This is a genomic window from Nioella sp. (assembly GCF_965215655.1).
In the GTDB taxonomy this organism is placed as follows: domain Bacteria; phylum Pseudomonadota; class Alphaproteobacteria; order Rhodobacterales; family Rhodobacteraceae; genus Nioella.
Map to the genome: position 1 here is coordinate 948,306 of NZ_OZ244111.1, position 19,603 is coordinate 967,908.

The window sequence follows — 19,603 nt, forward strand, 5'->3', positions numbered from 1 at the left end:
ACCGGCTTAGCGGGCCTGATGGGCGAGGGCAAGCGGGGGCTGACCGGGAATTGCCTTGCTGGTCATGGGCGGCCCTTCCGCGCCTTCATGCAGGCCGGTTTCGCCGCTTTCGGCGTCGATCCGCGGGGGGCTAGCCCCCCGGACCCCCCAAGGTATTTTGGCCAAGATGAAAGGGTTAGTCGAACTTGCGGGACGGGGCGAGCACCATGGCCTCGCCCTTGAGAACCGGCTTTCCCTCGATCGTGCATTGGGTCTTCAGCGTCACGCGGCGCTTGGCGATGTCCATGTCCATCACCTCAACCTCGGCGCGAACCATATCGCCGGGGCGCACGGGGGCGAGGAATTTCAGTGTCTGGCCGAGATAGACCGTGCCGTGGCCGGGCAGCTGTTCGCCGATCACCGCCGAAATCAGCCCGGCGGTCAGCATGCCATGGGCGATACGGCCCTCGAAAATCGTGTCCTGGGCGTAATCGTCATCCAGATGCACCGGGTTGCGGTCGGTGGAGACCTCGGCAAAAAGCTCGATATCCCGGTCGGTCACCTGTTTCAACAGGTGGCGGGTCATGCCGATCTCGATATCTTCGATACAGATCGTTCCACGGGGGAAGTTGTCGAGCATATCTGGCACCTCGCGAGTCATCTTGCCCTGTCTCATAGCGGAAACGGGCGAATGCTGCAATGCAGAAGTAACAATGTTCTGTGATGTGCCCCTTATGTCGCAACTATGTTGCTTGACGCCTAGCGCAGAAAGCCGATGGACCAGGTGGCCTCGACCTGCGCCGCGGTCAACGCCTGGTCCAGTTTCTCCGGGTCCGGCTGGTCGGTGGTGCCGGTATCCTCGCGGCTGAGGCCGCCGGAAATGAACAGGGAATCAATGGGTTCGCCCTGTGCCCCCAGGATATCGGTTTTCAGCCCGTCGCCTACGGCAAGGATGCGCTCGGGCGGGCAATCGACCCCCGCCTGTGCCAGCCGCATCCGCGCCAGTTCGTAAATCGGCGCGTGGGGCTTGCCGAAATAGAGGCTCTCGCCGCCCATCTCGGTATAGAGCCGCGCCAGCGCGCCCGCGCACCATTCACGGGTCTCGCCGCGATCGACGACGATATCGGGATTCGCGCAGAGGAGTTTCAGGCCTTTTTGCTTTGCGTAGAGGAACTTAGGGCGCATCACGGCCGGATCGGCGGACGGGTCTTCGGGGCCGGTGCAGACGATGCCTTCGGCCTCTTCCAGCGGCACCTGGGTGATCTCGACCGCGTCGCTGACGACCTCCATTGGGGCGAAAAAGCTCTGGTCATGGGGCTGGCCGATGAACCAGACCTTGCGGCCCACCAGGCCGCGCAGCATGGCCGCGCGGGCGCTGTCGCCGGAACTGGCGATCGCATCCCAGCAATCGCGGGGAACGCCGATCTTTTCCAATTGTTTCTCGACACTTGCACGCGGGCGGGGGGAGTTCGTCAAAAGCAGGACATAGCCGCCCTTGGCCTTGAAGGCGCGCAGCGCCTCGACCGCCTCGGCAAAGGGGGTGTAGCCATTGTGCAGGCAGCCCCAGAGGTCGCAATAGAGCACGTCGTAGCGGTCGGAAATCTCGGATAGCGAGCGGATGATGGTGGTCATTATTGCCGGGCTCCTTCTGGGTCGGTGCCTGATTACGGGAGCGGTCCGTGGAAGGGAAGGGGCGGTGAAATCGGGGGGTGCCGGGCGTACACCGGGCGTACACCCCCTGTACATCCCCCGTGCAGACGCGAAGCCGTTTTCGCAAGGTGGCCGCCTAGCGGAACACGCAGACCGTTCCGGACCAGATATGGCTGACGATGCCTTCCCTGTCGGACAGAAGGCCAGAGATTTCACCGGCCTGGAATTCCCATCCCAGCGTGGATTCCATGACCTCCAGCGTTGCGAAACCGCCAAGCCCGGCCAGCGGCGTGCCAAGGCCGACCCCCGATTGCGTGGTCAGGGTCGAGCCGGGGCGCAGCATCCAGCCCGCCAATCGGTCCTCTTGATAGATCAGGTCGATCTGGCGGGTGAAGCTGGCGACGACAACGGGGCCCGCGGGGCAGTCTTCCGGCAGGTAGACCGAGAAATCATGGCCCATGATCATGGTCAGGGTCCGCAGGCTTTCATGAAAGGGCGTGCCGAAGGGCAGGGTGGCGGTGGCGGTCGCATCGGCAGATGACAGGCCAAGCCCGCCCTGGCCGATGGTCACGATATCGCCGGGGGCCGGGTTGTAGCTGTCGGCCAGCACGGGGGCGGCCAGTGCAAGGGTGAAGACAGCGGGCAGGATGGGTCGCATGAGGCACCTCTGGTTGGGCACCTTCAGTTTCTGCCCGGGGCGCAGATGCAACAAGGGGCAGCCATGGGCCGCCCCTTGCGTAAGCCAAAACTGGCCGATCCGGGATCAGAGCGCCAGGTTCGGGATGATCTGCTTTTTGCGGGATACGACGCCGGGCAGAACCACGGTATCGGCATCGCCCACGACGGTGGCAAAGCTCTTCTCGGCCACGGTCTTCACCAGATCGTTGGGCACCAGCAGGGTCGATTCCTCGTTCAGGATGTCGACCACGAACAGCAGCACCTGATCGACGCCATCTTCCTCGGCCACTTGCGGCATGGTCGCGACAAGGCTGTCCTTGCGGGACAGGACAGTGCCGGGCGAGGTGGTTTCGAGGACCGAGACGCGGAACTTGGTGCCCGAGACCTCATAAGCCTTGGAGTCCATGCGCAGCAGTTCGGCGTCCGAGAAGGCGGAGACATCGGATTTGGCGGCGAACATCTCGGCGGCATAGGCGGCGGTGTCGATGCCCAGATCGGCAGCCAGCGCCTCGACCACTTCGCGGTCGCGGTCGGTGGTGGTGGGGCTGCGGAATTCCAGCGTGTCGGAGAGGATGCAGGACAGCATCGCGCCCTTGATCGCCTCGGGCATCTTGGCGGCGTCCCCGCCCATCAGGTCATGCATGATGGTGGCAGTGCAGGCGACGGGGCGGATGGTGATGTCGATCGGTCCCTTGGTCTCGATCCCGCCAACCAGCTTGTGGTGGTCGATGATCGCCTGAATATCGGCGTCGTTGATGGCGTCGGGCAGTTCGGCAGGGTTGTTGGTGTCGACGATGACGACAGGCGCGCCCGCGTCCACGGCGTCGATGATGCGCGGCTTGGGCAGGTCCCACTTCTCCAGCACGAAGGCCGCTTCGGTATTGGGCTCGCCCAGAAGGACGGCTTCGGCGTCGGTGCCTTTCACTTCGTTCAGATACCAGGCCCAGATGATGGGGGAGCCGGTGGAATCGGTGTCGGGGGATTTGTGGCCGAATACGAGCGTGGTCATAGGATGGGGTCCGTTCATCTTGAGTTTGCGCGCGTCATACAGAAGCGGCGGCGGATTGTCAGGTGGAAGTTGTGCCGCAGGAGGGGCGATGTCAGCGGGAAGGCGCGGTGCGGTCTTTCATCCGATTGGCGATCCAGGCGGCGAGGCGTTTGAGGCCGATGCCGGTGCGGAACTCGAACTCCTCGTAATGGATGTCGCGGGCGCTGACCCCGAGGCGGGCAAGGCCCGATTGCAGCGCCCGGCGCAGCCCGGCGGGGCCGCAGAACCAAAGCTTGAGAGGGCCATTCGCCGCTGCCGCGATCCGGTCGGCGGTCAGCCGGTCGCCTGACTCGGAAGACAGGATATGGAGCGTCAGGTTGGCCACGCGGTTGGCGGCGGCCTCGACCCGCTCGATCTGGGGCGCATCCGCGCGGGAGCGGACGCACCAGAACAGCGTGACCGGTTCGGGCAAGTCATCGGGCAGCGCCTCGGTCCAGGCCAGGAAGGGGGTGATGCCGATGCCGCCCGCGACCCAGATTTCAGCGGCGTTGGCCCGTGTCCGTCGCTGGAACCGCCCGAATGGCCCCTGAACGCGCAGCGGGGCGCCCGGCGTCAGGTCGCGGCCAAGACGAAGGGTGAAATCGCCAAGCGCCTTCACGGTGATCTGAAGGGAGCCGTCTGCCGCCGGAGGGGCCGACAGAGAAAACGGGTGCGGTTCCGTCAGGCCGCGCGACCCGAAGGTAAAGACGGCGAACTGGCCGGGCGCAAAGCGCAGGGGCTTGCCGGTGGGGGTCATCGTGATTTCGGTCGCGCCGCCGGTCTTGCGGATGCCGCTGACCTGATAGCCAGCCGACCTGCGCAGGGCAGGGGGCAGCAGCGTGACCGCATAGGCCAGCACGCCCGCGGCGCAGATCGCGCCGACATAAAGGCCGAGCGCCGAGCCATTGGCGAAGGGCTTGAGGATGAACAGGTAGTGGATGGTTCCGGCGATGAAGAAGCCGCCCATGGCCTTATGGGTCCAGCGCCACAGATGGTAGGGGATGAAGGTGGCGATGGAGATCACCACCAGAACCAACAAGCCATAAAGGCTGAGCTCGCCCAGAGTTTCGGCAATCTCGGTCAGCGCGGTTTCCCGGCCGATCCCGTCCATGTCGGCATCAATCGTGTCATGCAGAAGGATCGCGGTCATCGCGACGATGCCGGACCATTTATGCAGCACATAGACTTGGTCCATCGGTCCCATCAGCGCCTCGATGCCGGGCGCGCGGGTTGCCATGATCTGTGCCCAGGCCATGAGGATCAGGGCTAGCGTGCCAAGATACTGGCTGAACAGCGCCACGGGGTCGGCAATATCGGGCAGCGTGGCGAAGAGATAGGCGGGGATCAGGCAGGAGAGGACTATAATGACAAGCCCGGTGGCGCGCATTGCTGTGGCCCTTTTGCTGTGCGGATCGGATTGGAGCGACGGGCTAGCGGGCCGGGAGCGATTTGTCAGGTCGGTATGCAACCCTGGCGCGACTCGGTCAGGGGGTGGTGCCCGAATGCCACGTTCCTGGCGCGCTATCGCGCCACGGGTCTGCGTGCGGATGCAATGTTATTCGGCAGCGATCTGTCCCTCGTCGCCAAGCGCCGACACCACGCGGTTGCGGCCCTGGTCCTTGGCCCGGTAGAGCGCGAGATCCGCGTGTTTCAGCATATCGGCCACGTGATCGCCGCAGGCCGGGTAGCTGGTCACGCCGGCTGAGGCGGTGATGCGCGGCAGCTTGCCGTCACCATAGGCCAGTTCCAACTCGCTTAGCGCAATGCGGAAACGCTCCGCGATCTCCAGCGCGGCGGCGTGGTCGAGACCGGGCAGGAGTGCCACGAACTCCTCGCCCCCCAGACGGCAGGGGGCAAGCGGCGGGGTAAACACCTCTCGCATCAGGGCGCCGACCTCTCTCAGTACGATATCGCCTGCGTCATGGCCGTGATGGTCGTTGAACTTCTTGAAGTGGTCGACGTCGAGGGAAATCAGAGACAGCGGGCTGCCCTGACGGCGGGCACGGCCAATCTCCTTATGTGCGGCATCGAGGAACCAACGGCGGTTCCACAGGCTGGTCAGCGGGTCGCGCACGGATTGATCCATGAGTTCATGCCTGAGCTGCACATTGGCCACCGCCAGGCTGATCTGTTCGGCGCAAAGCAGGCCAAGTTCCCATCGCTGTTGCAGAAAGGTTTCCACCATCTCGCGCGACATGATCGACCGGTCGAACGCGGAAAAGGCCAGGTGCAGCAGGCCGATGGTTTCGCCATGTGCAATGATCGGCAGGCAGAAATAAGGGGTGTCTTCACCCTGCACATGTGAACAGGGGAATTCGATGGCGCGGGTGCCGAAGGAATAGGCGCGCCCCCGGCGCAGGGCCCAACAATCCTCCGCATCGATGTGTTCGTGAACGGGCGTATCGCCCCAGCTGGTTTCCAGATCCAGCGTGTCGCGCGAATTCGAGTAGATATAGAGCTGCCCCTCGCTTTCGGGGATCAGCGTGTGCATGGATTTCTGCACCACCATCAGCAATTCTTCAAGCGACTTGGCGGAATAGAGCCATTCGCTGACCTGGCTGAGCAGCTTGCGTTCATGCTGGCGCTGTTCTTCGTTGGCCATCACCTCGCGCGTCTTTTCTTCCATCTTGCGGCGTTTGGAGATGTCGCGGTTGATCGACATGTGATGGGTGTGATTGCCGTCTTCGTCGAAGATCGGCGTCAGGGTCTTGTCGATCCAGATGGGTTCACCCGAGGCTGAGTAATGCAGGATATCGACGGTCAGAACCTCGCGCCCCTGAACCGCGCGCATCACCTTGTCTCGCGCGGCGGGGTCGGTGTCGGGGCCGTCCAGCAAACCCTTGGCCGGGAGGCCCTGAATGTTTTCCAGCCGGTGGCCGAACATCCGCTCGAACCCGGTATTCACCCAGACGATGTCATTGGCCAGATCGGTGACCAGCACCGCGTCGAGGATATGGCGCAGCGTCAGTTCGGCATAGCGCCGATATTCCGCTGACCTGTCTGCAATGTCATCTCGGGTCTTGGCCAAGTCACTCGTCCTGAAACATGCGGGTCCCAAACGGAAAGCTATGGGTGAAGGGTGAACAAACCCTTGACGAGGCGCAGATTGCCCCAAGGGAAACTGCCTAAAACTCTTCATGTCCGGCAGACGGTGAAAAATCTTGGCGGGCTTTGTTGACTCGTCCCATGCACCTCCTTATCTACGCCTCGTTATCACTCTACCACGGTGAGTGCTAACATGGGAGAAACAACGAACCTAAGGAGTGTTCGAGAGATGGCATTCAAACCGCTGCATGACCGCGTGCTGGTGCGCCGCATCGAAAGCGACGAGAAGACCAAGGGCGGTCTGATCATCCCCGACAGCGCCAAGGAAAAACCGTCCGAAGGCGAAATCGTCGCCTGCGGCGAAGGCGCGCGCAAGGATTCGGGCGAGCTGATCGCAATGGCCGTGTCGGCCGGCGACCGCGTCCTGTTCGGCAAATGGTCGGGCACCGAAGTGACGGTCGAGGGCGAAGAGCTCTTGATCATGAAAGAGTCGGACATCCTCGGCATCATCGCCTGAGCCGTCCCTTTTTCGACTGAAACCAAGACATTCCAAGGAAGGAGCCACCGATGGCTGCTAAGGACGTCAAGTTCAACACCGATGCCCGCAACCGTATGCTCAAAGGCGTCAACATCCTCGCCGACGCGGTGAAGGTGACCCTCGGCCCCAAAGGCCGCAACGTCGTGATCGACAAATCTTTCGGCGCCCCGCGCATCACCAAGGACGGTGTGTCCGTGGCGAAGGAAATCGAGCTGGAAGACAAGTTCGAGAACATGGGCGCTCAGATGGTGAAGGAAGTCGCTTCCCGCACCAATGACGAAGCCGGCGACGGCACCACCACCGCGACCGTGCTGGCCCAGGCCATCGTCAAGGAAGGCATGAAGCAGGTTGCTGCCGGCCTGAACCCGATGGATCTGAAGCGCGGCATCGACCTCGCCGTGTCCAACGTGATCGAGTCGATCAAAGCCTCTGCCCGCCCCGTGAACGACTCCGCTGAAGTCGCTCAGGTCGGTACCATTTCCGCCAATGGCGAAGCCGAGATTGGCCGCCAGATCGCGGATGCGATGCAGAAAGTGGGCAATGACGGCGTCATCACCGTCGAGGAAAACAAGGGTCTGGAAACCGAGACCGATGTCGTGGAAGGCATGCAGTTCGACCGCGGTTACCTGTCCCCCTACTTCGTCACCAACCCCGACAAGATGGTTGCCGAACTCGACGACTGCATGATCCTGCTGCACGAGAAGAAGCTCTCGTCGCTGCAGCCGATGGTTCCGCTGCTGGAATCCGTCATCCAGTCGCAAAAGCCGCTGCTGATCATCGCGGAAGACGTGGAAGGCGAAGCGCTGGCGACCCTCGTGGTCAACAAGCTGCGCGGTGGCCTGAAAATCGCAGCCGTCAAGGCACCGGGCTTCGGCGATCGCCGCAAGGCCATGCTGCAGGACATCGCGATCCTGACCGGCGGTCAGGTGATTTCCGAAGATCTCGGCATGAAGCTCGAGTCGGTGACCATGGACATGCTTGGCACCGCCAAGAAGATCTCGATCACCAAGGACGAAACCACCATCGTTGACGGTGCTGGCGAGAAGGCAGAGATCGAAGCGCGCGTCGCCCAGATCCGTGGCCAGATCGAGGAAACCACCTCTGACTACGACCGCGAGAAGCTGCAGGAACGTGTGGCCAAGCTGGCGGGCGGCGTGGCCGTCATCCGCGTCGGCGGCATGACCGAAGTGGAAGTGAAAGAGCGCAAGGATCGCGTCGATGACGCCCTGAACGCAACCCGCGCGGCCGTTCAGGAAGGTATCGTTGTGGGCGGCGGTGTTGCCCTGGTTCAGGGCGCCAAGGTGCTCGAAGGCCTGGAAGGTGTGAACTCCGACCAGAACGCCGGTATCGCCATCGTGCGCCGTGCACTGGAAGCCCCGCTGCGCCAGATCGCTGAAAACGCAGGTGTTGACGGTGCCGTTGTCGCCGGCAAGATCCGCGAAAGCGAAGACAAGGCCTTCGGCTTCAACGCCCAGACCGAAGAATATGGCGACATGTTCAAGTTCGGCGTGATCGACCCGGCCAAGGTTGTGCGCACCGCTCTGCAGGACGCCGCGTCCATCGCCGGTCTGCTTATCACCACCGAAGCGATGGTGGCCGACAAGCCGCAGAAAGAAGGCGCAGCCGGCGCAGGCATGCCCGACATGGGCGGCATGGGCGGCATGGGCGGCATGATGTAATCTGCCGATCCGTCAGGAACAGGGAAGGGGCTCGCCACTGGCGGGCCCCTTTCTGTTTCTGCCCGACCTTGGCGATCCGGGCCATGGGGGAGGCGCCTGGACGGAGCGTTGCCCTCGGAGACGTCAGTCAGTGCGATCCGCCCGTGGATTCAGCTCCTGCTGCCACTGGTCCACGGCCTCGATGGGCCAGACAAGGCTGAGCGTCGACAGGGTCAGGCTGTCCCGCGCAATGAGCGACGCTGTCAGCTCCAGCACCACGATCAGCAGGACCGACCAGAGCGGGCGGATGGCAGAGGCTAGCGCGAAACCGCCCATCATGAAGACGTAATCCGCAACCGCATTCAGCACGCTGTCACCCAGATAACCCTGGTTGATCGTCGTGGCGCGGAAGGCATCAAGCACCCAGGTCGTGTGCTCGACAATCTCCCATCCCACACCCGTCAGAATGGCCAGCGCGGGATGGTGTGTCATGTGTGGTCTTTCTTTGCCCGGCTTCAGCACCTTAGACCTGTCGCGCGCGGCTGGATAGTCGGGCCTTGCGGACTGACGCTTGCCCTTGGCCTCTTCCCTTGATCCCCGGAATCGGGCAGGCAGGTCGTATGACCCTGCCACCCTTGACCCTGACCAATGCCCGCGTTCTGCGTCCCGACGGGTTTTCATCCGCCACGGTTTCCGTGACCGATGGACTTGTCAGCGACAGGTCCGGCAAGGTCGTGGACCTGTCAGGATACACGATCCTGCCCGGTATCATCGACCTGCATGGCGACGGGTTCGAACGCCATGTGGCCCCACGCCGGGGGGCGGTGACCGATCCGGGCGAGGGGCTGGCGACGCTCGATGCGGAACTGGCCGCGAACGGCATCACCACCGCCGTTCTGGCCCAGTTCTTCAGCTGGGAAGGGGGTATGCGCGGACCGGATTTTGCCGAGACGCTGGCGGGTGTGCTGGCCCGTGCGCAGCCCCTGACAGACATGCGGATGCAGCTGCGGCTGGAGGTGAACCTGCTGGCGGACTACCCCCGCGCGCGCGATCTGATCCGCAGGGCCGGGATCGGCTATGTGGTGTTCAACGATCACCTGCCGCATGCAGCACTGGCCGCTGGCAAACGCCCGCCGCGGCTGACCGGACAGGCCCTGAAAAGCGGCCGCAGCCCCGAGGCGCATCTGGCGCTGCTTCACAAGCTGCACGGATTGCGCGATGAGGTGCCGGGGGCGCTGGCGGCGCTGGCGGCTGATCTCAGGGCCGATGGCGTCAGACTCGGCAGCCACGACGATGCCAGCCCCGAAATCCGTGCCCGGTTTCGCGCCATGGGCGCCCGGATCGCGGAGTTTCCGGAAACCCTGGACACTGCCGCCGCAGCCCGAGGGGCGGGCGACGCGGTGATCATGGGGGCGCCCAACGTGGTCCGGGGTGGCTCGCATGACAAGAAGGTCGCGGCAGAGGAGATCATCCGCGCGGGCGATTGCGATGCGCTGGTGTCGGATTATCACTACCCGACCCCTCGGCAGGCGGCGTTTGCGCTGGCCGCGAAAGGTCTGTTGCCGCTGGAGGACGCATGGGCGCTGATCTCCAGCCGCCCGGCAGAGGTGATGGGCTGGACCGACCGGGGACGGCTGGACACTGGCTTGCGCGCCGACCTTGTCATCGTGGAGGACGCGACTCGCCGGGTGGCGGCCACGATCTGCGCCGGGCAGGTCAGCTGGATGGCAGGCCCCGTCGCCGCGCGGTTCCTGTAAGGCGCTCGGGTCAAGTGCGGCGAAATCGCGAGGCAGGGGCGCTTTCCCTTGCGCCCGGAGCTATGCTGGGGTGTTCTGACCCCCTCCTATCTTCGGACAGTCCTCATGCGCCTTGCCCTGCTCACCGCCCTCACCATGCTGGCCTTCGCGGCCAATTCGATCCTCAACCGCATGGCACTGGCCGGGGGCGATATCGACGCGCTCGGCTTTGCCATCATCCGGGTGCTGTCGGGCGCGGGCATGCTGGTGGCGCTGGTGCTGATCCAGCGGCGCGGGCTGCCGATGTTCCAGCCCGGACGCCTTGTCGGCGCACTGTCGCTCTGCCTTTACCTGCTTGGCTTTTCCATTGCCTATCTCCGGCTCGATGCCGGGCTCGGCGCGCTCATTCTCTTTGGCTGCGTCCAGATCACAATGTTTGCAGGCGCGATCCTTGGCGGCGAGTCCGTGCCGCCCGCGCGGTGGATCGGGGCGGGGCTGGCCATGGCGGGGCTCGGCTGGCTGGTCTGGCCGGCAGGGGAGGTTACGGTGCCGCTGATGGGCACCGTCTTCATGGCGCTCGCGGGCGTGGGCTGGGGGGTCTATTCGCTGGCGGGGCGCAAGGCGGGCGATCCGCTGGCGGCGACGGCGGCGAATTTCCTCTGGGCCGCGCCGGTCTGCCTGATCATCCCGATCTTCCTGCCGGTGCAGATGGAGCCCGTCGACGTCACGACAAGGGGCATCCTGCTGGCCTGCCTGTCTGGCGCGGTGACCTCGGGTCTCGGCTATGCGCTGTGGTATTCCCTGCTGCCGCAGCTCAAGGCCACGGTGGCGGGGCTGGTGCAGCTTTCCGCTCCGGTCATTGCCATTCTGGGGGGCGTGGCGCTGCTTGGCGAAGGCCTGTCGCTGCGTCTGGTGCTGGCGGCGGCAATCGTTCTGGGGGGGATTGCCTTCGGCCTGCTGGCGCCTCAGCGCAGGATCGGTTCCAGCGGATCGTAGAAGATCGCCTCGCCCCAGGCCACGGCGGCGAGGCTGTCGGGCTTGACCTTGATCCGCGCGATGTCGTCCCGGCTGAACAGCCTGCGTTCACAGACCACCCGTTCGGGATCTTTCCAATTGTTGTCGAGCTGGCCTGCCAGAAGCGTGCAGCGGAAATAGACATCGACCTGATGGAACGTGCCCTCGGGGTCGTGAAACTCGTTGACCAGGCATGGATCGCCGACGCCAACCGTGAGGCCGGTTTCCTCGTGAAACTCCCGCGCCAGATTGTCGGGCAGGGAACTGCCACGCTCGACGCCACCGCCGGGCGCGCACCACAGGTTGCCCCGGTGCTTGGGCCAGGCGTTGACCAGAAGCAGGCGGTTGTCGATCAGGAGCAGGCCGCGAACGGCAAGGCGGGGAGAGGGGACTGGCATGAGCGGGATGCTGCCCGGCTTATGGCCGGTGCGCAAGGGGGCTTGGGAAATCCGCGGTCTGGCCTAGATAGGAGGAATGAAAGTGTTTTTCGCCCTGCTGGCCGCCCTCAGTCTGGCCCCGATCCCAGCCCGCGCCGACTGCGTGGTGCTGCTGCATGGGCTGGCGCGGAGCACAAATTCGCTTTGGGTGATGGAGGAGGTGCTGGAGGCGGAAGGCTATCAGGTGGTGAATCTTGGCTACCCATCTACCGAAGGCACGATCGGTGAGCTCTCGTCTGCCGCGATCGAACCGGCGCTGGCCAGCTGCGCGCCCGGCACGGTGCATGTGGTCACCCATTCCATGGGCGGCATCCTGCTGCGCCACTGGCTGGCGGAGCATGACCTGCCCTCGCTTGGCCGGGTGGTGATGCTGGCGCCGCCGAACCAGGGGGCGGCCCTGGTGGATCGGTTCGACGATCTTGCGGCGTTCGACTGGGTCCATGGCCCCGCCGGGCAGCAATTGGGCACCGGCGAGGACAGTGTGCCCTTGGCCCTGCCGCCAGTGGATTTCGAGCTTGGCGTGATCGCGGGATATGGGTCCATCAACCCGGTGACCTCGGCGCTGATCGAGGGGCCGGATGACGGAAAGGTCTCGGTCGAGGAGACCATGGTCGAGGGAATGCGCGATTTCATTGCGCTGCGGGTCAGTCACACCTTCATGATGAACAACCCGCTGGTGGTGGCCGAAACGCTGACCTTCCTGCAAACGGGGGCCTTTGAACAGGATCTTGATCTGCTGGATGCGGTGGAGCAATTGCTTCCCTGACGGGACCCGCGGGCGTGCCTCGTCGACCCCCGCTTGCGCGGGGGCACTCCTCGACCCGCGTTGCCACGGTATTGTGGTGAAGGGCGGTTGCCTGTCCCGACGGTTGCGCCGGTGGCGGGTTTGGACGCCTCCGGCGGGGGTATTTGGACAAAGAAGAAGAGGCTACGCGGGGCCGGTCACCGTGTTCACATGGCCCATCTTGCGGCCCGGGCGGGTCTCGGCCTTGCCATAGAGATGGATCTGGGTGCCGGGTCGGGCGGCGAGGTCCGGGGCGCGGGTCACATCGTCGCCGATCAGGTTTTCCATCACCACATTGGCGTGGCGCTTGCCGTCGCCAAGCGGCCAGCCGGTCACCGCGCGGATGTGCTGTTCGAACTGGTCGACGGCGCAGCCTGCCTGCGTCCAGTGGCCGGAATTATGCACGCGGGGGGCGATTTCGTTGACCACCAGTCCCTGTGGCGTCACGAAAAGCTCCACCCCCATCACGCCCACATAATCAAGCGCGTTAAGGATGCGGGCGGCGAGCAGCACGGCATCGCTACGCAGCGAGGGCGCGATGGCGGCTGGCACGGTGGTGGTGGCGAGGATGCCGTTTTCGTGGACGTTCTCGCCCGGATCGTAGCAGGAAATGGCCCCGTCGCGCCCGCGCGCGGCGATGATGGAGATTTCACGGCTGAAGTCGATGAAGCCTTCGAGGATGGCGGGCGCGCCGGCCATGTCGGCCAGCGCCCGCGCGGCATCGCCGGGCGCCATGATCCGCGCCTGGCCCTTGCCGTCATAGCCGAAGCGGCGGGTTTTCAGGATCGCGGGCGTGCCGATCCGGTCGATGGCCTGCGCCAGATCTTCGGCGCTGTCCACGGGCGCAAAGGGGGCGGTCGTCAGGCCGATTTCGGTCAGGAAGGTTTTTTCGGTCAGGCGGTCCTGGCTCACCTCCAGCGCACGGCGCGAGGGGTAGAGCGGCGTGGTGGCCGAGAGCACATCCAGCGCGTCGGCGGGGATGTTTTCGAACTCGTAGGTGATGAGATCGACTGAGGCGGCAAAGCGCGCCAGCGCGTCGAGATCGTTATAGGCGCCTTGCGTGACACGGGCCGCCACATCGCCCGCGGGCGCGGCACCGGGTTCATAGATATGGGTCTTGTAGCCGAGACGGGAGGCTGCGACCGAGAGCATGCGGCCAAGCTGGCCGCCGCCCAGGATGCCGATGGTCGAACCGGTGGGCAGCATGTCACTCATCAACCGGCACCTCTGGGATTGAGGCGGAGAGCGCGTCCCGCCATGCGTCGAGCCGTTCGGCGAGGCCCGCGTCGCCAAGCGCCAGGATACCGGCCGCCATCAGCCCTGCATTCTTGGCCCCTGCCGCGCCGATCGCCATGGTGGCGACGGGATAGCCGCGCGGCATCTGCAGGATGGAATAGAGGCTGTCGACGCCCGAAAGCGCCTTGGTCTGGACCGGCACGCCGATGACCGGGACGCGGGTTTTCGACGCCATCATGCCGGGCAGATGCGCCGCGCCGCCCGCCCCTGCGATGATCACTTTCAGGCCCCGGCCCACGGCCTCGCGCCCATAGGACCACAGCCGGTCCGGGGTGCGATGCGCGGACACGATGCGCGCCTCATAGGGCACGCCCAGTTCATCCAGAATATCGGCGGCTTCCTTCATGGTGGGCCAGTCCGACTGGCTGCCCATGATGATCCCGACCTCGACCCGATCCATGGCGGTTTTCCTCGCTATCCCTCAGGAAGCGCGCACTATAGTCATGGCGCGGGGTTACGCAATGATATCCGGGGTCAGTTCATCCTCGATCCGGGCAATCGCGTCCTTTAGCGCCAGCTTGCGCTTTTTCAGGCGGCGGAGTGTCAGCTGATCGGGCAGCGGGCGTTCCTCGAGCGCGCCGATTGCCTCGTCCAGATCCCTGTGTTCGCGCGTCAGAACCCCCAGCTTCACGCGCAGCACATCTTCATGGGTCATTTCGTTGGGGGCGTTCATGGGCGCTGGACCTGTGACTGAGTCGCCTTGCGGCAGGGCCTTGAGGATACCGTATTATCCCCAACGGGCAAAGCGTTGCGCGCCTTGCAAGGGTCATGAAGCGCCCCCATATTGAGGCAAATGGCCGCCATGACGGGGCCGACACATGCAGATCGCTTGGTAAAGGATGTGCCCGATGACGAAACTGACCTTAGGTTCGCACCCGTTCCTTCTGGGATTCGATCAGCTGGAACGGCTGGTGGAGCGGACCGCGAAATCCGGCAATGACGGATATCCCCCCTACAATATCGAAGCCAAGGGCGAGAATGCTTTCCGCATCACGCTGGCCGTGGCCGGTTTTGCCGAGGATGACCTGTCGATCACGCTGGAGGACCGCCAGCTGGTCATCCGGGGCCGTCAGGGCGATGACAGCGAGGGCCGCGTCTTCCTGCACCGGGGCATTGCAGCGCGCCAGTTCCAACGCAGTTTCGTCCTGGCCGACGGGGTCGAGGTGACGGGCGCTGCCATGGAACACGGGCTGCTGCATGTGGATCTGAAACGGTCCGCCCCCGAAAACGTGGTGCAGACGATCAAGATCAGAACAGGAGGGTCGTCGGATGCATGAACCCAGTGACAAGATGAAAGCCGGTGAACGCCCCATCGTCTATGTCCGCAAGGTGCGCGTCGACGATCTGCCCGAGGAGATCCGGGCGCAAGCCAGCGGCGCGGGGTTGAAAGAGCTTTATGCCATCGGCAACGAGGCGGGAGAGCAACTGGCACTGGTCAAGGACCGCAAGCTGGCCTTCGTGGTGGCGCGGCAGAACGACATGACGCCGGTCAGCGTGCACTGATCAGACATTGCCAAACGTAAAATGGGCGCCCCGAAACAGGGCGCCCATCTTCGTATTCCCTACGAGGTACAGGTCGCAGGGAGGTTATAGCGGTATGACAAGGCGCAGGAACCCGGACAGGCCGCGATCCTCGATGCCACCGAAATCGAACAGCCGGTAGGATACGCCCGGCGTCAGCAGCACGCCGCCCGCCAGCGGAATGGCCAGATAGGCATCGGCACGGCCATAGAGACCCGAGTCGTTGACCTGGAACGATCCGCCGAAGCCGTCAACAGCAGCCCAGCCATAGCCGAGGTTCAGGCCGAAGCCGAAGGTCGGAACCGCGATGGAACTGCTGGAATAGCCGCCGCCAAGCGGGGTTTCATAGGCGGCGCCCACGAAAATACCGGTGAAGGTGGAACTGCCGTACGTCGGAAACAGCCAGCCGCCCGCCTCGAAGGCATTGACGTCGGCATTCATGTGCTCCAGCCCGAGCGTATAGGCCAGGACAGGGGCCGAGGACGACGCCGAAGCCCCGCGCGCGGCGGCATTGAGCCAGGTGGCGGCAACCATAAGGCCAAGCGCATTCCCGATATGGATGTTTTCCGGTCCGCCAAATCCGGCCACGGTCCGGCAGTCGGAACAGAACGGTGACATGAAGCCGAAGGTCAGCCTGTCGGGGCCGCGTGCAAAGCTGCTTGGGCCGCTGAAACTGAATGGCAGGCTTTGTGCCATAGCGCTGCCGGCGATGGTGATGGACAGGATCAGGCCTGCCAGAATGGTGACGAGTTTCTTCATGGACTCAATCCCCCCAAAGATTGATTGACCCGGCAAGCTTCGCGCCGCGCCCCGATTCCTTCAAGCCACCCCCACGACGGAAATCGGGGGTGTTGCAGAAAGGTTGACGCAGAGTAAACTTTTTTATGGAATCAGGGGATTGGCAGGACCGCCCTCGCCTCTGCCGCGCCGATCGCAGGGCGGGCGAGCGGTCCGTAGGCGGTGGATGCGTGGCGCAACTCCGGGAAGATCCGCAGCACTTCCTCGCGTGCGGCATGGTCCAGCGCCCGGATCGACTGGTCCGCCGGGTGGAAACTTTCGGCGGCAATGCCCTCAGCCAGAATGATCTGGTGGCGGTCGAACAGCAGGTGCCAGTATTCCACGAAGTCACGGGGCTCGGACCGAATGCGCCTGCCGTCGATCAGGTGTTTCGCGGCGACCAGAACCTCCCCCTCGCCGAACAGCAATTCGGCGCGGGGCCCGTCGATCAGCAGCCGGTGCTGGGGTGAGACCCGCAACCGGCGACGATTGCCCAGAACGCCCTTGCCGATCACCACCGGGGCCAGATCGCCCCGGCCGGGCACCCGCCGCCCGCCGATCCAGCGCAGGGGCTGCGGGCCGTCGTCGCGGGTGCGGATCAGGTCGCCGGGATGCAGGGTTTCCACAGGGCGGTCGCCCTCCACGGTGCCGATCAGGGTGCCACGCGCGAAACAGACGAAGAAGTCGGTGTAAACCGGGTTTGCCTCGAACCCGGAGCCGTTGGAATAGTTGACCGAGATATCATCGTCGAGAATTGTGTAAGTGGTTCCCGGAACGATGCCACCCTGTCCGGGGTTTGACGGGTCCTCCATCACCACGAAATAGCCGTCCTGCGTGATTCCCTGATTGTTGCCCTGCTGGCTGGCGCCGGTATTCACCCAGACCATGACGAAGGTATTCACACCATCGGTGACCTGATAGGCCAGTTCGTATTCATGCAACTGGTTGGTATAGGTGGTGCCATCCACGGTGCCGCTGACAAGCTGGTCGCTGTCGACCGGGTTGAAATCGTCGGGCGTGTTGTCGGTCCCACCATCGGTGACGGTGACGATATCCGCTGTCGCCGAGGCGGACACGGTGAAACTGTCACCCACCCCAAGCGAAGTGGGGTTGCCTATGTCCTGAAGGCTCCAGGCCTGCATGTCGTAGCTTGGCATCGCGCACACATCCTTGCACTGGCCGCACGGTTGCCCATGGGCCGGATGCCCCCGCCCTTTTCCTACCTCTCGAATATGGACATACCGGGGCGCAATCCTGCTGCGATCTGGACAATTTCGGGCAGCATGGGCCGCAGGACTTTCCAGCCGGTTAACGCCTGACAGCAAAACGCCCCGGTCAGACAGGCTGGCCGGGGCGTTTCAGGATGGTTCGAACAGATGGGATCAGGCAGAAATCAGCCCCATGGATTCCAGCTTCAGCAGCACCTGCTGCGCGCAGTAATCCACGTCCATGCCCTCGGTATCCACCACCAGCTCGGCAGCGGTCGGTGCCTCGTAGGGGTCGGAAATGCCGGTGAATTCCTTGATCTTGCCTTCACGCGCCAGCGCATAAAGCCCCTTGCGGTCACGACGTTCGCATTCTTCCAGCGAGGTTGCCACATGCACCTCGACGAAGGCTCCGAAGGCTTCGATCATCTCGCGCACGGCGCGGCGGGTCGCGGTGTAGGGCGCGATCGGCGCACAGATGGCGATGCCGCCGTTCTTGGTGATCTCGGAGGCGACATAGCCAATGCGGCGGATGTTGATGTCGCGGTGTTCCTTCGAGAAGCCGAGCTCAGAGGATAGATGCTTGCGCACCACATCGCCATCGAGCAGCGTCACCGGGCGGCCGCCCTGTTCCATCAGCTTGACCATGATGGCATTGGCGATGGTCGATTTGCCGGAGCCGGAAAGGCCGGTGAAGAACACGGTAAAGCCCTGCTTGGAGCGCGGCGGCGAGGTGCGGCGCAGTTCCTGCACCACTTCGGGGAAGGAGAACCATTCCGGGATTTCCAGCCCTTCGCGCAGACGGCGGCGCAGCTCGGTGCCCGAGATGTTCAGGATCGTCACACTGTCCTTGTCGGCAATCTCGTCGGCGGGTTCGTACTGGGCGCGTTCCTGCACATAGACCATGTGTTTGAAATCGACCATCTCGATGCCCATCTCGGCCTGATGCTCGCGGAACAGGTCCTGCGCATCATAGGGGCCGTAGAAATCCTCACCGGCAGAGTTCTTGCCGGGGCCCGCGTGGTCACGGCCGACGATGAAATGGGTGCAGCCATAGTTCTTGCGGATCAGCCCGTGCCAGACGGCCTCACGCGGGCCGGCCATGCGCATCGCCAGCGGCAGCAGGCTCATGGTGGTGGTGGCGCCGGGGTACTGGTCCAGCACCGCCTCGTAGCAGCGCACGCGGGTGAAGTGGTCGACGTCGCCCGGCTTGGTCATGCCCACGACCGGGTGGATCAGCAGGTTGGCCTGCGCCTCTTTCGCGGCGCGGAAGGTCAGTTCCTGATGCGCGCGGTGCAGCGGGTTGCGGGTCTGGAAGGCAACGATCTTGCGCCAGCCCAGTTTGCGGAAATAGGACCGCAGTTCATTGGGCGTGTCGCGGCGGGCGCGGAAATCGTAGTGCACGGGCTGCTGGATGCCGGTCACGGCACCGCCCAGATAGACCGGGCCCGCGACGTGGTGCAGGTAGTTCACCGCCGGGTGGGCGACGTCATCGGCCCCGAACACCATCTCGGCCTCGCGCGCCTTGTTGGGCACGTATTTGTCGCTGATCGACAGGATCGCAAGGATCACGCCTTCTTGATCGCGCAGCGCAATGTCCTGACCGGCTTCGATCCCGTCGGCGAAGGCCTGGCTCACGTCCAGCGTGATCGGCATCGGCCAGAGCGTGCCATCGGCCAGACGCATGGTTTCGACGACGCTTTCATAGTCTTCCTGACCCAGAAAGCCCTTGAGCGGCGCAAAACCGCCATTCATCAACAGTTCCAGATCGCAGATCTGGCGCGGGGTCAGATCCCAGCTGACCAGTTCGGACGCCTCGCGCTTGAGTTTCTGGGCGCTGTCGGCGGAAACGAAAAGTTCCTGAACGGGGGCAAGGTGGTTCTGCATCACTTGGGTCCTGTACTTGGGGGAAAGAAGCCCGCTGGCCGCGCCGGTCAATTCGGCATGAAGCGCGTCATATTCGGCCAGTTTGCGGGAAAGGAAACGATCGGTGAGACGGGCCTTTTCAGCCGCCCCGCGAGAGGTGAGCGCATAGGCAAAGCGCTGGCGCTTGTCGGTGCTGTCGCGGTCGGTGACCTTGATCAGCCCGGCGTCGGTCACCGCGCGCAACACCGCATTGAGCCGCCCGAGCGAGATACCAAGCGCCGCCGCCGTCGCCCGCTGCGAGGCATCCGGCGCCAGATCCAGCTGGCGCAGAACGCGGAAGAGCAGGTCATCTTCCGGCAGGGTGGGCGTTGGTGCGGGCATCGCAGACGACT

The 19,603-nt window shown here is 64.1% G+C and carries 21 protein-coding genes; 7 read left to right on the top strand and 14 right to left on the bottom strand.

From position 1 onward, the window contains the following. Positions 1-175: 175 nt before the first annotated feature. The 6 genes from ACOOEX_RS04840 to ACOOEX_RS04865 all read right to left on the bottom strand — a co-directional run bounded on the left by ACOOEX_RS04840 (position 176) and on the right by ACOOEX_RS04865 (position 6,362). A complete protein-coding gene (locus ACOOEX_RS04840) occupies positions 176-619 on the bottom strand; it encodes a MaoC family dehydratase (protein ID WP_420398324.1) in 444 nt (147 codons plus the stop codon). 119 nt (positions 620-738) lie between these two features. Then, complete coding sequence (locus ACOOEX_RS04845) at positions 739-1,611, bottom strand: TIGR01459 family HAD-type hydrolase (RefSeq protein WP_420397377.1); 873 nt, start codon at positions 1,609-1,611, stop codon at positions 739-741. Positions 1,612-1,765: 154 nt separating this feature from the next. Further along, positions 1,766-2,287 carry a hypothetical protein gene (locus tag ACOOEX_RS04850; RefSeq protein ID WP_420397378.1) on the bottom strand — a complete coding sequence of 174 codons (522 nt, stop codon included), beginning with the start codon at positions 2,285-2,287 and terminating at the stop codon, positions 1,766-1,768. A gap of 105 nt (positions 2,288-2,392) precedes the next feature. Further along, complete coding sequence (locus tag ACOOEX_RS04855) at positions 2,393-3,316, bottom strand: manganese-dependent inorganic pyrophosphatase (protein WP_420397379.1); 924 nt, start codon at positions 3,314-3,316, stop codon at positions 2,393-2,395. Between the two features lie 91 nt (positions 3,317-3,407). After that, positions 3,408-4,721 (bottom strand): ferric reductase-like transmembrane domain-containing protein, encoded by a 1,314-nt coding sequence (locus tag ACOOEX_RS04860; protein WP_420397380.1) that lies wholly within the window; start codon positions 4,719-4,721, stop codon positions 3,408-3,410. A gap of 168 nt (positions 4,722-4,889) precedes the next feature. Further along, complete coding sequence (locus ACOOEX_RS04865; protein WP_420397381.1) at positions 4,890-6,362, bottom strand: bifunctional diguanylate cyclase/phosphodiesterase; 1,473 nt, start codon at positions 6,360-6,362, stop codon at positions 4,890-4,892. 246 nt (positions 6,363-6,608) lie between these two features. Between ACOOEX_RS04865 and ACOOEX_RS04870 the strand changes: the two genes are divergently transcribed. After that, positions 6,609-6,896 (top strand): co-chaperone GroES, encoded by a 288-nt coding sequence (locus ACOOEX_RS04870; RefSeq protein ID WP_071688608.1) that lies wholly within the window; start codon positions 6,609-6,611, stop codon positions 6,894-6,896. A 50-nt stretch (positions 6,897-6,946) separates the two neighbouring features. Then, positions 6,947-8,596, top strand: a complete 1,650-nt coding sequence (gene groL / locus ACOOEX_RS04875) for a chaperonin GroEL (protein ID WP_071688607.1) — start codon at positions 6,947-6,949, stop codon at positions 8,594-8,596. 123 nt (positions 8,597-8,719) lie between these two features. On the opposite strand, the gene ACOOEX_RS04880 is transcribed toward groL, so the two are convergent. Continuing rightward, positions 8,720-9,067 carry a DUF2585 family protein gene (locus ACOOEX_RS04880; RefSeq protein WP_420397382.1) on the bottom strand — a complete coding sequence of 116 codons (348 nt, stop codon included), beginning with the start codon at positions 9,065-9,067 and terminating at the stop codon, positions 8,720-8,722. Positions 9,068-9,195: 128 nt separating this feature from the next. Here ACOOEX_RS04880 and ACOOEX_RS04885 point away from each other — a divergent pair, with 128 nt between their 5' ends. Then, positions 9,196-10,332: an alpha-D-ribose 1-methylphosphonate 5-triphosphate diphosphatase gene (locus tag ACOOEX_RS04885; RefSeq protein ID WP_420397383.1), complete on the top strand. Its 1,137-nt coding sequence runs from the start codon at positions 9,196-9,198 to the stop codon at positions 10,330-10,332. 105 nt (positions 10,333-10,437) lie between these two features. Beyond that, the gene (locus ACOOEX_RS04890; protein ID WP_420397384.1) at positions 10,438-11,307 is read left to right on the top strand and encodes a DMT family transporter; all 870 of its coding nucleotides are present in this window, start codon (positions 10,438-10,440) and stop codon (positions 11,305-11,307) included. Here the strand turns inward: ACOOEX_RS04890 and ACOOEX_RS04895 are convergent. Beyond that, on the bottom strand, positions 11,277-11,723 hold the full coding sequence (locus tag ACOOEX_RS04895) for an NUDIX domain-containing protein (RefSeq protein WP_420397385.1): 447 nt from the start codon (positions 11,721-11,723) through the stop codon (positions 11,277-11,279). The two genes, ACOOEX_RS04890 and ACOOEX_RS04895, sit on opposite strands and share 31 nt — an antisense overlap. Positions 11,724-11,799: 76 nt before the next feature. On the opposite strand from ACOOEX_RS04895, the gene ACOOEX_RS04900 reads away from it, so the two are divergent. After that, positions 11,800-12,528: an esterase/lipase family protein gene (locus tag ACOOEX_RS04900; RefSeq protein WP_420397386.1), complete on the top strand. Its 729-nt coding sequence runs from the start codon at positions 11,800-11,802 to the stop codon at positions 12,526-12,528. A gap of 162 nt (positions 12,529-12,690) precedes the next feature. Here ACOOEX_RS04900 and ACOOEX_RS04905 read toward each other — a convergent pair whose 3' ends face one another. The 3 genes from ACOOEX_RS04905 to ACOOEX_RS04915 are packed head-to-tail and all read right to left on the bottom strand — an operon-like array spanning position 12,691 to position 14,515. Next, complete coding sequence (locus ACOOEX_RS04905; protein WP_420397387.1) at positions 12,691-13,761, bottom strand: 5-(carboxyamino)imidazole ribonucleotide synthase; 1,071 nt, start codon at positions 13,759-13,761, stop codon at positions 12,691-12,693. Next, positions 13,754-14,242, bottom strand: coding sequence for a 5-(carboxyamino)imidazole ribonucleotide mutase (purE, locus tag ACOOEX_RS04910; RefSeq protein ID WP_420397388.1), 489 nt, complete (start codon positions 14,240-14,242; stop codon positions 13,754-13,756). Before purE ends, ACOOEX_RS04905 begins: the two co-directional genes overlap by 8 nt. Before the next feature lie 54 nt (positions 14,243-14,296). Continuing rightward, positions 14,297-14,515 carry a YdcH family protein gene (locus ACOOEX_RS04915; protein ID WP_127557554.1) on the bottom strand — a complete coding sequence of 73 codons (219 nt, stop codon included), beginning with the start codon at positions 14,513-14,515 and terminating at the stop codon, positions 14,297-14,299. A 175-nt stretch (positions 14,516-14,690) separates the two neighbouring features. On the opposite strand from ACOOEX_RS04915, the gene ACOOEX_RS04920 reads away from it, so the two are divergent. Next, positions 14,691-15,119 carry an Hsp20 family protein gene (locus ACOOEX_RS04920; protein WP_420397389.1) on the top strand — a complete coding sequence of 143 codons (429 nt, stop codon included), beginning with the start codon at positions 14,691-14,693 and terminating at the stop codon, positions 15,117-15,119. Next, positions 15,112-15,345, top strand: a complete 234-nt coding sequence (locus ACOOEX_RS04925; protein ID WP_071688598.1) for a DUF1150 family protein — start codon at positions 15,112-15,114, stop codon at positions 15,343-15,345. The genes ACOOEX_RS04920 and ACOOEX_RS04925 overlap by 8 nt, the downstream gene beginning before the upstream one ends. Positions 15,346-15,429: 84 nt before the next feature. On the opposite strand, the gene ACOOEX_RS04930 is transcribed toward ACOOEX_RS04925, so the two are convergent. The 3 genes from ACOOEX_RS04930 to ACOOEX_RS04940 form a co-directional block, all read right to left on the bottom strand. Next, positions 15,430-16,122, bottom strand: coding sequence for a hypothetical protein (locus tag ACOOEX_RS04930; RefSeq protein ID WP_420397390.1), 693 nt, complete (start codon positions 16,120-16,122; stop codon positions 15,430-15,432). A gap of 131 nt (positions 16,123-16,253) precedes the next feature. Then, positions 16,254-17,297 (bottom strand): Hint domain-containing protein, encoded by a 1,044-nt coding sequence (locus ACOOEX_RS04935; protein ID WP_420397391.1) that lies wholly within the window; start codon positions 17,295-17,297, stop codon positions 16,254-16,256. A gap of 225 nt (positions 17,298-17,522) precedes the next feature. After that, positions 17,523-19,592: a bifunctional sulfate adenylyltransferase/adenylylsulfate kinase gene (locus ACOOEX_RS04940; RefSeq protein WP_420397392.1), complete on the bottom strand. Its 2,070-nt coding sequence runs from the start codon at positions 19,590-19,592 to the stop codon at positions 17,523-17,525. Positions 19,593-19,603 lie beyond the last annotated feature (11 nt).